The sequence below is a fragment of the Sinomicrobium kalidii genome (genome assembly GCF_021183825.1).
Classification (GTDB): Bacteria; Bacteroidota; Bacteroidia; order Flavobacteriales; family Flavobacteriaceae; genus Sinomicrobium; species Sinomicrobium kalidii.
This window is the reverse complement of the sequence record NZ_CP089211.1, coordinates 2455937-2468560: the sequence shown is the minus strand read 5'-3', so window position 1 is coordinate 2468560 and position 12624 is coordinate 2455937. Positions and strand designations below refer to the sequence as shown.

General features: G+C 48.7%; 7 protein-coding genes and 1 pseudogene. 1 reads left to right on the top strand and 7 read right to left on the bottom strand.

Features of this window, described 5'->3' with window-relative positions:
- Window positions 1-214 precede the first annotated feature (214 nt).
- Window positions 215-2944, bottom strand: a complete 2730-nt coding sequence (locus tag LS482_RS09890) for an endo-acting ulvan lysase-like protein (RefSeq protein WP_233031622.1) — start codon at window positions 2942-2944, stop codon at window positions 215-217.
- Between the two features lie 53 nt (window positions 2945-2997).
- Window positions 2998-4878 (bottom strand): glycoside hydrolase family 97 protein, encoded by a 1881-nt coding sequence (locus LS482_RS09885; RefSeq protein WP_233031621.1) that lies wholly within the window; start codon window positions 4876-4878, stop codon window positions 2998-3000.
- Between the two features lie 339 nt (window positions 4879-5217).
- Between LS482_RS09885 and LS482_RS21770 the strand changes: the two are divergent.
- Window positions 5218-5391 (top strand): annotated as a pseudogene (locus LS482_RS21770) (hypothetical protein); the annotation flags it as partial.
- 148 nt (window positions 5392-5539) lie between these two features.
- Here LS482_RS21770 and LS482_RS09880 read toward each other — a convergent pair.
- The 5 genes from LS482_RS09880 to LS482_RS09860 form a co-directional block, all read right to left on the bottom strand.
- On the bottom strand, window positions 5540-6760 hold the full coding sequence (locus LS482_RS09880) for a hypothetical protein (protein WP_233031620.1): 1221 nt from the start codon (window positions 6758-6760) through the stop codon (window positions 5540-5542).
- 22 nt (window positions 6761-6782) lie between these two features.
- Entirely contained in the window at window positions 6783-7928 is a 1146-nt protein-coding gene (locus LS482_RS09875; protein ID WP_233031619.1) for a family 16 glycosylhydrolase, read from the bottom strand.
- A 2-nt stretch (window positions 7929-7930) separates the two neighbouring features.
- The gene (locus LS482_RS09870) at window positions 7931-9190 is read right to left on the bottom strand and encodes a DUF4998 domain-containing protein (RefSeq protein WP_233031618.1); all 1260 of its coding nucleotides are present in this window, start codon (window positions 9188-9190) and stop codon (window positions 7931-7933) included.
- 208 nt (window positions 9191-9398) lie between these two features.
- Window positions 9399-10619, bottom strand: coding sequence for a DUF5000 domain-containing lipoprotein (locus LS482_RS09865; protein WP_233031617.1), 1221 nt, complete (start codon window positions 10617-10619; stop codon window positions 9399-9401).
- A gap of 29 nt (window positions 10620-10648) precedes the next feature.
- Window positions 10649-12601, bottom strand: coding sequence for a RagB/SusD family nutrient uptake outer membrane protein (locus LS482_RS09860; RefSeq protein WP_233031616.1), 1953 nt, complete (start codon window positions 12599-12601; stop codon window positions 10649-10651).
- Between the last annotated feature and the right edge of the window lie 23 nt (window positions 12602-12624).

The window sequence follows — 12624 nt, the reverse complement described above, 5'->3', positions numbered from 1 at the left end:
GCTGTGCCGGGCACCTGCCAAAGCAGAAGTGTCCCGCAAAAGCGGGACGGGAAGTTTGACCCAGCTTAAGCTTTTGGAATTTAGTCCCGAACATATGCGTTTTTCCAATGGCCTGGGATTTCTAACCCTCCGCTCCCAATCAAAGATCGGGACCACCTCCCTTCGTCACAAAGCCGGTGCTGAGCCCGGTCGAAGCAGAGGAGCCTTGTCAGCCTTAATTTGATATTTTCAGTTTTACCGGGGTATGCTCCAGTACAGGAAGATTAAAACGAACCTGTTTCGTCTTTTTATCTACCGTACCCTGATAGCTGTTGCCATTAGCATCTTCCAGCTGGTAATCTGCCTTTACATCATTAACGGAAATGTTCAGGCATGCCGGGGCTGTAGTCATCACATACCACTGCCCGTTGTCGACCGCGAATGCCAGGGAAGCCGGTTCTTCAGTACGCAATGTGTATTTTTTATATCCAAGTGACCGGCCGTGGCCCAGGAACATTTTAAGATTGTTATCCTTAACCGATACTACTCCGTATGTCCCGGTGAGGCTTATGTCTTTATGTTTCCAGCTTTGATCACCGTTTGTGGTGGATAGAATAAAATCTTCTTTTCCCGATCTGCCGGTCACACGGATACCGGCCTGCTCATTTTTACCGAAATAATCCACAGACCGGATATTGGACGCTCCGTTCAGGGCAGGTTGATACACGGCGACAAAAGGACGGTTCCATGCTTCCCCGTTCTGCCGGATGACCAGGGTCGGGACCGGTAAGTCATTGAATGCTTCGGGGAGCGGCCCGTGCCGGAAAGCCGTGGACTTCGGGCTCATGGCCGAGAAGATCTCCCGGTCGCTTTCGCCCTTGACCCAAAGGTTCATCGTAACGGTCTTGTCCTTCATCTCCAGGTTAAACTGCCCGGTAAAATCATCTGCGAATTCTATGGATTTTTTATCCCACATATAATCGTAGGCCATCAGGTCGCCATCGCCAAAAGCCATTTTGGAGGTTGGTTCCAGGTTCAGGGGATTTCCCTGTATATCTTTCAGGTCCAGGCTTTGTCCCAGGTTGTGGTAAAAATATTCGTGCTTGACATCCTTGCCTTCCCTTTGGGCGGAGCGGAAAATATCGATGTAATAACCGTTTTCCTCATCGGAAACAATGCCCATTACCCTTCGCTGGTCGCTATAGGTCTCAGGTTCCAGAAAACTCACATCGGAAAAAGTAAAACCCGGCAGATTACCCTCTTGTTTCCCGCTTTCGGGATAGGCGGCATTGCAGGTAAAGGCGTGATTGCTTTTCATTTCCGGATACCTGGACTTTCCGTTGACGATTACGGTGTTGTGGGCCGGAAACTGAGAGTAATATTCGGCATAGGCTGCGGAAAAGTAGCTGGGGCCGTTTCCCAACTCCGGGGCCAATGGCAAACCCAGGCCATAAAGTTCCATGGCAATACCGTTGGAATGCATGTGATTGCCTTTGGAGCCGATCTGGCTGATCATCAGGCCCGACTCGTCTGTACCTTGCCGTTGCACCAGCCAACTGGTGTTGGGCGCATAAAACAGCGGAGCAGTGAAATCCTCAAGTTTGCCCGGCCGAATATCTTTCCGGATCTTAAGCGGGGCTTCGGCAAAGAGGTTTTCGATATGCCTGCCATTGAGCCCATCTGCATAACTGTTTTCATCAAACAGGGTCTTGAGCATACGGGTGAAAAAGACCTCATCGGTTTCCTTGCCGTATTTTTTGGCGTTTTCGATCATATACAATACCGGGCCGGCCTCCGGTTTTCCGTAGTGTCCGTCTCCAAAGGCCACCCGGTAACCGTTGGGGTAGAGGTATTGCGGTGCGGCAATGACCGCCTGCCGGAGTACGGGTAGTTTTGCTATAAGGTCAATGTCAAAGGTATGATCGTAAAATGCTGCAAAACGGATAAAATCGCGGAGAACACCCAATGCATAGCCGGGACTTTCATTCCAGATACCCGTGTCCGGATCGTACCCGTAATCAATGAGTTTGGTCAGCGACCATTGGCGGGTACTGTTTTGATTGGTGATCCGGTCAAGATAGTATTGTGCGCCTTTGCCGTTTTTATAAGCCAAGTCATTTTCCAGCACCAGGGCAATACGGGATACGTGCCCCGCCTGGAAGAGATTCCAGTTATTGAAACTCACCCCGTTTTTGATCACCTGGTCGGCCCACTTCTGAAGGCTGGCGCTATACAACGCGATCTTGCCTGGGTAGTTGGCTGAAATGTAATCATACAGGAAATCATAAGCCTGTGTCACTTCCGCAATGTAATGTTCCTGTATGACTTCAAAGGAGGTCAGCCCTACCAGGGTTTGATGGTGGCCATGGCTCAGGTCTATGGGTTCCGCCCGATAATAAAGTCCGGTCAGGTAGGTATCCAGCACCCCAAAGGCAAGTCTGGCATAGGCTTCCTTTCCGGTATACCAATACATAAAAGCGGCATCCCTGGCTATTTCCAGGATGTTCCGGTTGACGGACTCGACGATCCTGGCCGAGGAAACCATATCGGTCCATTCCCACTGCTTATTATCTCTTCGCTGGAGATACAATCCCCGCTCGTCATCCATATAGGGTTTGACATCTTCCAGTCGCGGCGTAAAATAATCGGTACGATGGTCCCTTGTCCCCGGAAACCTGACCGTAGGAACGGGGGCTTCTCCCTCTGCGTGGTCGTACTTTCCCCCGTCGATATAGACTTGTGTCGATCTGGTTTTCCAGTACATCTGGAGCCTGGACAGCAGCCACTCCGGGTCCTCTTCGCAATGGTCCAGGTATCTGGATACCCTTTCTTCGGTTTTGTAGATGATCTGCTGTGCCCATTCTTCCCGTGCAGCCAGTTGCCGAACAGCTTCCCGGGACATTTTTTTACCGAAACAGCGCGGGTGTACATTTCCGATATCGGAAGGTACGGGTAATTGTGCCATACCCGTCATACATGTACTTATGCACAGGATAACGGCCAGAACAAATCTCAAAATTATCGTTCCCTTATCCATATTGCCACACCTCCCGATGCTTTCAGTTTTAATTTCAGTTTGGTCGATGCCGTCACCTTTTTCTGTGTCAGGGACACCTGTGTCCTGGTCTTTACGGATGCATCATCCCGGTAAAGGGTGGCGACATATTTTTTGTCTTTGTCAAGGAAATCAAGGTCCAGTTCGACCTCCCTGGCGTCATTATTAGTGATCCCGCCGATAAACCATTCCGTTCCGGATCGCCTGGCGGTAATGATGTATTCACCTATCCGGCCGTCCGGCACTTTGGTGTCATCCCATACCGTAGGGACTTTTTCAAAAAATTCAATCTCGGGCTCTCCCTGATAATCGGAAGCTTTATCATACCAGAACAGCGTTTGCAACGGGCTGTACATCACTACCGATAAAGCCAGCTGATGTGCATGGGTGGTTTTGATACGCGGCGAGTAGTAGCACACGGTATAGTCGCCCATTCCGGCAATACCGCGGGTAAACGGCAATACAGTATTATGCGTGGCATCGGGCATTTCTTCATTGCCGCGAATACCTTCTACGGTCATGATATTGGGCCAGGTACGCTGCTCACCTGTTAAGCGGAATTCATCGTGGATATTGACCATCAACCGGTTTTCGGCTGCCCGCTGTACCGATTCGTGCAGCCATTTGGTCCAGCGATGGGGCCCCACCTGTACAAAACCGTATTTTACGCCCGCCAGCCCCCATTCCCTGTAAAGGGGGTATATCTCAAAATCCTGCCTGGCGAGTGCCTGCTGGTTGACATATACCCAGACCCCCACGCCTTTTTCCTTACCGTAACGAACCACTTCCTTCAGATCGAGATCAACATCTACGGTGGTCGCATCCGAGTCCCAGCTGAAATTATCGCCATACCAGCAACAGTCAAACAAAACATACTGCAGGTTGTGTTCTGCGGCAAAATCTATCCAATCTTTGGCGCCCTCATCGGAGAGCGTGAGATCACGCACAATTTTTCCGGGCTTGATCCAGGAAGTATCGTCAATTGCGGAGGGGGCGTTCAGGTTAAGCAAAATATCGTTGTGCTCGATGAGTTCTCCGGGGGTCTCCGCGGCCATGATCACTCTCCACGGTGTGGCAAAATACGGCACTTTATCTACGGATTCATAAAGCACCGTTTTTACGGTATTGGGCTTATCGTCGGCTAACTCGAATTTTGTCCGTACAAAATCCACCATAGCCGCTTCTGCCAGGCAGGCATACAGGCCGTTTTCCAGTTCCAGGGTGAGGGGCCTTTCGCTTTCCGCCGGCCATTCGGCCAAAGGCATTTTTGTGAACGGGCCCTGTGCCCAAGGCTCAAACCAGGCCTGCGTACCTTCCGGAAAAGTGAATTCTGTATTTTCTTCGGTTATCCTATAATAAATACCCGTCGGGTTGGTATGGAAATAATACCGGATGGCCACCCCTTCGTTATAGGCTCTCAACTGGATATCCATTTTATAGTTCGCGCTGGCCTTTTGTTCAAAAGAGAGGGTCAGTTCGTTATACTTTTGCTGTATGACAGAACGCTCGCCATAGACCGGTGTCCAGGTTGAATCCACAGCATTGGTCCCGGTTTCTTTCAGTACAAGTCCGTCCATCCAGGGGGCTTCGGGTTTTTCCTTAATGGCCAATGCCCATTCGGAAAGGTGGTTGTCTAACTCAATCTGCAACCGGGATGATTTGATCAGGGGTTTCCCTTTATAGTTGACCTTGTATTTAATCTCTCCGGCATTATCCCCCGTTATTGTCAACTGGTAGGTACCATCCGGGGATGTCAGCAGTTTATTCCAGTCTTCCGCCTGTGCCCGGTTGAATACAAACAGGGCCAGGCATATCCAAATAGTCTTATTTAATCTGGCGATCATTAATTTTTTATTCAATGGATTTAGATATTTCACAATACAATGTTATCAAAAAGACACTTAAAGGCGTATTAAATATGGTTCAAAGCGTATAAACTATGTGCCATTTGAGATTCCCGGCTTTTCAGGAGCCCCGGAATCAGTATTTCTTTTGAAGATCGTATAAAAACAGATCCTTTCAAATATAATACCTTTAGTGAATACGGCGACCCGGAAAACCCGGATGGGTTATGCTTTACATATGAATTTTCCGGGGAACGAAAAGACCCGGCACTTCAGAACGATGATGTCCTTGCGGTAGCCAGGTTTCCTGTTGAATAAAACGCAAAAAAGCATACCCTTACACTGACTTGCGGTGATCCGGGGATAGTTGTTCTGCGTATTGCAATTGATCGGGGCGGACTGAAAGAGTCTTATGTGGCACCCGATATTAAGAAAATTCTATTTTTACCAAGTCATACAGAATCATATAAAAAATCCAAACAATATTTTCATATCATTTGGACTTGTAATTGAGGCGGGCTAAAGTGGGCAAATTCCGAACCAGTTTTCGGGAGATCCGGAGCTTTTATGTGAATGTTCGGAATAAGCGCGTCTTAAACCGGGTATTATAAAATTACTTACCCGTAACGATCAGATAATGATCATTACAGGCTAACAAAACTTAATTACTCGGCAATCCGTCCTTCTTCATACCCTGCATGATCAGGGCATGGGTAATATAAAGCATTTCATCTCCCGTATCTTCATGAGCACCGTTGATCCCGTAAGGCCAGAAGTGCAGGCCATCCCCTTTTATAACGGCTTCTGCATCGCCTTCCATAAATTGTAAAATCTCATTGGCATTTTCCCCCTGGTAGACACCGTCGGAGATCAATTCGTTCCACATCCAGTGCTGTCCTACGCCCACCGTGTGCATAATTTCATGCATGGCTGTTCCTGTTCTTTGGTAACTGGGATTGGAGCCGATCCTGATGGTCCCGTTAATATTTCCATCGGCAGTCGGAACCCCGGGATTGTAATACACATTGAGTGTTTTTTCGATCGAGGTAAAATTATTGTAATAGTCGGCTGCACTCTCCATGGCGGCTTCTATTCGCTGATAATGCTCCTGTAATTCCGGTGAAGGATCGGGTTCTTTATGAAGCGTGTAGGTCACATTTCCTTTGACTATGGTCTGCACTTCTATTTCATCTCCATAAGCGGTCCCTTTTGAATTGGTGGCATAAGCCCTTACGTAGTAGGTCATATCCGGGGCCAGGTCATCTATCCTGCTCCTGAAACTTCCCGGGCCATCCCCTTCGGGGACCTTGTTGTCCTCAACCGTAGCCCCGGGAGTATCGCTCCAGCACACTCCTCTCTCTGTTATCGGAAAACCGTTGTCAGCGGTTATCTCCGCCCTTATAAAAGCGGTTTCCGTTCCGGCTGCGTAGCGGTCATCGGTCAGGACGACCGGAAGTCCCGCCGTCCGGGTTTTGAACAGTTGTTCCTCTCCATAGGCCGTGCCGGCCTCGTTGACGGCATAGGCACGCACGTAATAGGTTGTATTATCCTCTAGGTCTCCGAGATTTACCATAAATTCTCCCCCGGCTTTCACCGATGAGGCTTCGGCATTGTGATCTTCCTTAACGGGAGAGCTTTCTACACTCCAGCACACTCCCCTTTCGGTTACCGGGGAGCTTCCGTTCTTAACAATATTTCCCCTGGCAATCGCCGTGGTGGTGGTAATATTATCGATTTCCACAGCCTGAAGTTCCGGGACTTCTCCTGAACCTTCCTTTCCTGTTTTATCCATAAGTTCTTCCGGAGCCTGGGTCTGGTCATCTCCGCTGCATGCCATAGCTAATGCAAAAAGTATTGTGTAAAGCAGATGTATTGTTTTCATAGGTATTATAATTTAGGGTTTTTTAAGGTGTTTCGGCGGGAGTAGCCGCCACATAGATATTCCGGGCCCTGTATTCGGCATATTCGGGGCCGGGGGCACCGCTGGAACCTTCCATTTGCATATTGATGATCAGCCAGAACGGTTTTCCTACAAAATCGGCCGTATGTGTGCCCGTCTGATCTCCGTCGATGTAGAGCTTGATCTCCACATCGGTTTGCGAGGTTTTATTGATGATCACTTTATAATTGTGCCAGTTTCCGGCATTAGACACCGTGGTTTTGGTCGTTTGCCAGGACGTGTTCTGCCAATCGGGGCCTGTCACCGTGTTTTGCCAGTTGGTATTGTTCCCTTTAAACTCCATAATGTCGATCTCCGGCGGCCAGCTCCAGGCCCCGGTGATCCAGAAGGCCGGCCAGGACCCCCTTGTGGTAGGCACCTGGAAATCCCCGCTGATCTCCCAGGAGGGCAGCGAATCACTCACCACAATGTGTTCCTTAAAATGAATGGCCCCGGAATGGTATTTTATTTTTAACCAGGGATCGGCAGAACTGTCTCCTTCGTCTTCATAAATGCGGTTGGCTTCTATCAGCAATCCGCCGTTTCCGTCCAGCGTTACCTGGTCTTCATACATCCGGGCCGAACCGTTATGATCGGTTCCCCACGGATAAAACATTTCCCAGTGCTCTTCGAACTTCCGGGTGTTGTCAAAAGTGGTGGAATCCAGGAAAACCAAGGGTTGCACAGGTTCGGAAGTCCTGCCTGTAACAAAGTTTAACACTTCTCCGTAACCGGTACCGGCACCATTGGCCGCAAAGGCCCGGACATAATATTCCGTGTTTTCTTCCAGGCCGTTCAGGTTTGCGGAAAACTCACCTGAAGCTTGTATAGATACGGCATCTGCCGATGCGCCTTCTACGGTGGGTATACCTGTTTTACTCCAGCATATTCCTCTTTTGGTCACTGATGCACCTCCGTTGTTTGTAACACTTCCCGTGACTGTTGCCGTGTTCAGTGTTACGTTGCTCACATCCAGGGTTTTCAAGCCCGGGATACCGGCTTCGCTTTCGGGGGGTTCCCCAAGGTCAGGTTCTTCCTGTCTGCCATCGTCCGTACACGCCAGCAGGGCACAGAGCATGAACAAACAGCCCGACTTTTTCAGATAATCCATAACTAATCGGTTTTAAAAAATTCAAATGATAAGATATTGCAGTGTCTTCCGTTCGCGGTTCCCGGATATTGTTCACTTACATTGCCACCCGGTTGTGTGGTAGCATATCCCACGGAAACCTGTTTTTCTTCGGTAATGGTAAATTCTACTTTAAAGTCATCAGGGTCATTGTCCCTTAGCACTCTTACAAACCCCAGTGTGGCAGACGAAGTTTCTATGACATCTACGTCCGGAAGCTCATTTCCTTCACCTACAACGAGGTAGGCCCGGTCTCCCTGGCCGACATTCCAGGTGTCGTTTTCCCCGTTCGTTTGTCTCAGGTTAGCCTTGAACGTATATGTTCCCGGAGACAAAGTAACGGTCTGGTATATCTTTCCGTTCACTATTTCGGGAGTCCCCCAGCCGGATTCCAGGTTGAATAACCTTGTTCCCGTATGGGTATCGGTCCCGCCGTGATCACTGTGGGTTTTAGCAGCATCATTGGTGATCCAGTCCGCAAGTGTTCCCCATCTCCCTGACGAAGATTCTACTTCGAACGGGGCACTGTAATTTTTCAGGTAAACAATATCCGGATCAATAGTGATATAATCGGTGGAAAAGGTATCGATACTGGTGGAATCGGGCAGAAAGAGCGTCCGGTATCGAAAATCCGTCCCTATTTTATAACTGTCTATTTCCGCTTTTGAACTATCTACGGGAACCCGAAGCGTGTGTTCTTCATCATCGCCATCGGTATATATTATTTCCGTGGCAAATACACCGCTGGTAAGGTCCATGCTCGCGTATTCTATCGTAGCCGTAAGGTCTCCCGCATAAAGATCGCTTTTATTGACCGGCCTGTTTATCAGGGAGGCCTGGTACCGTTGTCCGTAAGATGCCCCCGTTGCGTAAACCGGGACCGAACTGTTCCCCAGATCATCATAGGTCCTCACTTCAAAATTGTAGATGTTCTCGTCCAGATCATCAATCAAAGTCAGTAAAGTGTCTACACTTGCCGTTTTTGTTACCGGGATCACTACAGAATCCCTTTTATCATTCCAGTAAATGCGACATTCGGTGATCTTGGGGTCTGCCCTGAAAAGTCCTTCAATTAAAACCCTGTTCCGCCCGGAATAGATCTTCAAAGCGTCTATCTTACCGGTATAGGATATTTCCCCTTCTTTGGTGTATTCTTTATAATCGTCCATTTCCGAACAGGACAAAACGGTAAAAAGGCACAGGACAATTCCGTATAAAACTGTTTTTATAGTATTGCTGTTCATGATCTTGTCTTTATAATTTATATCTCTTTTTTTAGGACATGACAAAAATTTATCGGGTATGATGTGAGACTGTAGGACAGTTGCCGGGTTCCGGTTGCCTGTTACCGGTTGCCGGTTTTTATAGTTTTTTACAAACTGGCAACCGGTTCTTAGGCTCTGGCTTCTCCTGATAGTATGTTTGAATTTTTGTCATTTACCAAGTCTCTTTTTACCTCGGGTCGCCAAATACCTGTAATTCCCCGATAGCGAGGTTGGTGCTTCCTCCCCAGTTCTCCAGACATCTGATCCTCAGATACCTTACTTTCGGGACATTAATATCGAATTCCCAGCTGAACCCCGCATTGGCCGCCCGGTAATCTTCATCGTTCTGCTCTCCGTAGGGCAGCCCCGAAGGTTTTGTTTCCTGGTAAGTGCCCAGCAGGTGCCAGTTGTCAAAGCTGCCGTCGGCGGGCGGATCGTCCGATCCCCATATTTCGAACCGGTACATACAATGCAGGTAATAATAGGTACGCCCGTTGTAGTATTCGGGATAGTCCCAGATAACAATACGGCTCAGTTTGGCCAGTTGCCCGATATCAAAGGTAATGACGTGCTCGCCGGGATGAGCGGCCTGGGTCATGTAGATACTGGGCCAGTCTATAATATTACCATCCCACATCCCTGACATTGACGTAGAAGGATGCCTCGGAGCATCGCCGGGCAGATTCATACCGTTATAACCGGATTGGGGAATGGCGGCTTCATAGAGCGGAGATATACTGGTGTAGAGCGTATCCGAATAATTGAGCCACCGGTCCCTTACTGTAAATGCAAAGTCCTGTTTTAAGGTATCCAATCCGCGTAAGGTATGGGAAATACTATCAGTAGAAGAGTAAATGCTGTTAGGGTTGATCTCCCATTCGTCATGTTCGTTTTTCTGCATAATGAGTATGGCCACATCGCTCCGGTAGGGATTTTCCGCATTGACATATACCCCTCCGAAAGCTGCCCCTACATGAAGACTTTTGTACACGTCCCACAAGGGGGCTTCCTGTGGTTTGACCGTAACAGCAACCGGTTCGGAGGCCACTTCACTCCGGTTCACGGCATACAGTTTTACCTCGTGTTCCAACGTATCGGCAAAGCCCTCCACCAGGACGGAGTTTTCGTAATAGGAAGCTTTGACCTCCATACTTTTCCCGGTAGCCAGGGTATATTCGGCCTTGACGTAGAGCAGGTCCTGTTCTTCGGGAAGCGCATAAGTGATCCTGGCTTTTCCGGGCTGGTTTTCCACACTTACATTATGTACAACGCCCGGCGCTTCCGGGTTGTTCTCCAGGGGTTCCTGGGTATCGGAATCGCTGCAGGCTACAATAATGCTCCCGCTAATGATAAAAAGAGCCATCGTGAATACGCCTGCGGTCAACTTGTTTTTTATTGAATTTTTCATCGCTTACATCTGTTTACAATTGGACATCTTTACCATCCCGGGTTTTGCACCAGGTTAGGGTTCTGAATAATGGTATTTTCTCCTATGGGCCAGAAATAGTCGCGGGGAGCGATAAATTGCTGCTGGTAGATGGTCCGGACCTGATAATAGGAATTGGTATCCTCTCCCCGTATATTCCATCCCGTAATGGGGGCGTTCAATACTTCTACCGCTTTTTTCCATCGCTTCAGATCCCAGAACCGGTGCCCTTCAAAGGCCAGTTCAATAAGGCGTTCCTGGTGTATGATCTCCCTGAGTCCTTCTTTGGTCGTGTACTTTGACGGATTTACGGAATAATTTTCCCAGGACTCCACCACGCCTTTAAGGCCTGCTCTTTCCCTGATCCTGTCCAGGTATTCATAAACGGTTGGGGAAGGCCCTTCGGCTTCGTTCAGGGCTTCGGCATACATCAGGTACAGGTCGGCCAGGCGCAATTGCGGCCAGGGATATTCCTTATAGGAAGCCCCGGAAGCGTTCATCGACTGCGTCCAGTCTACCAGTTTCTTGATGTAATATCCTGTTTCGTTATAGCTCTGGTAGTGACCACTTCCTGCATAATCCGTGTATTTTCCCCTGAGCACCCAGGTATTTTCATCCGAGTTGGAAGGGCTGTCGTATTTATACCAGATCCCGCCATCAAAACATAGAGAAGCGTAGAACCGGGGCTCCCGATCAAAGTTGATCCTGGCCGTTTCAAAGCCTTCTTCGATATAAAACCGTTCGTCGTGCGTTGCTGTTCTAATGCTTTTTTCATCTGTAAAATCCAGGGTCTTATCTTCGTTTATAGGCACCCCGTTATGGGTATAGAACAGCCTGGCGATCTTTAAGGGCGGGGACAAAATCTTGTTGGCAACATTGTGATTGTGCTCCACGTGCAGGGGGGCCATACTAAAAAGTTGCAGGTCATCGGTCTGGCTGTTAGGGTTGGCCCAGACATGCTCGGGATTCCAGCGCTCACACACGGACTGCCGTATACTGAGCTGGGTCATGGTGGTATCGGTAAGCGAAAAAGACGATTGGGGAAATACGTAAAGGCTATGCCCGGTCCCTTCTGCCGATTGGATAGCTTCCAGCGCAGCATCTGCGGCTTTCCGCCATTTTGTTTCGTCCGCACTTGAATTGAACAAAGGAGTCCCGTCTGCATTCGTAAAACCGGAAAAATCCAGGTTTCCGTTAAACAGGGGACTGGCAGCCATCAGCAGCAATTTTGCCTTTATTCCCAAAGCAATAGGCCTGGTTATCCGTCCCAGTTCCGTGTTGCGGTCTGCAATGATCTCCGGCAGCTTTTGGGCAGCACTGTCCAGTAATGCTGTGATATAATCCACACATTCATCTACCGGTTGTCTTTTTACATTCACCTCTTCCTCTTCCGCATCTATGGGTAAATTTTCATCGACGATGGGAATGGGGCCATACATCCGGAGCAGGTAAAAATGATAATAGGCTTTCAGGAACTCCGCTTCTCCTATCCATCGTTCCCGCTCTGCATCCCCAAGGTCGGGAACATTGTCGGTGTCGCGAACGTTCTCCAGAAAAATATTGCAATGCCGTATGCCTTTGTACAGACCGAAATCGTCATCCGGACCTCCTCCCTGGTAATTACCGTACCAGGCATTCATATAGGGTTCGGATCTTCGCTGGTTCCCCCGGGCAATTTCAAAGGCATAACTGGTGATCCGTTTCTGGTACGGTATCCACATTTCATCCCCGGCCAGCATTCCTATATTATAACGTACATCCCCGTCTTTGGGAAGGTAGGAATAGCAGGTAAACAAATATTTTTCGGCTTCGTTCCTGAGCTTAAATGCGTGCTCTACGGTAGATACATTGTCCGGCACCACGTCCAGGAAATCGTCATTACAGGATTGCAGCATACCCATTAACACAAACGGTATCGATATAAATCCCCTGTAGAGTTGGTTGTATATATTGGTCTTCATCATGTTCTTTTTGTTTGTTGTTCTAT

Bases quoted from the DNA above. Each gene is read 5' to 3' on its own strand.
- LS482_RS09870 (WP_233031618.1), bottom strand. From the start codon at position 9,190: ATGAACAGCAATACTATAAAAACAGTTTTATACGGAATTGTCCTGTGC.
- LS482_RS09860 (WP_233031616.1), bottom strand. From the start codon at position 12,601: ATGATGAAGACCAATATATACAACCAACTCTACAGGGGATTTATATCG.
- LS482_RS09885 (WP_233031621.1), bottom strand. From the start codon at position 4,878: ATGATCGCCAGATTAAATAAGACTATTTGGATATGCCTGGCCCTGTTT.
- LS482_RS09890 (WP_233031622.1), bottom strand. From the start codon at position 2,944: ATGGCACAATTACCCGTACCTTCCGATATCGGAAATGTACACCCGCGC.
- LS482_RS09880 (WP_233031620.1), bottom strand. From the start codon at position 6,760: ATGAAAACAATACATCTGCTTTACACAATACTTTTTGCATTAGCTATG.
- LS482_RS09865 (WP_233031617.1), bottom strand. From the start codon at position 10,619: ATGAAAAATTCAATAAAAAACAAGTTGACCGCAGGCGTATTCACGATG.
- LS482_RS09875 (WP_233031619.1), bottom strand. From the start codon at position 7,928: ATGGATTATCTGAAAAAGTCGGGCTGTTTGTTCATGCTCTGTGCCCTG.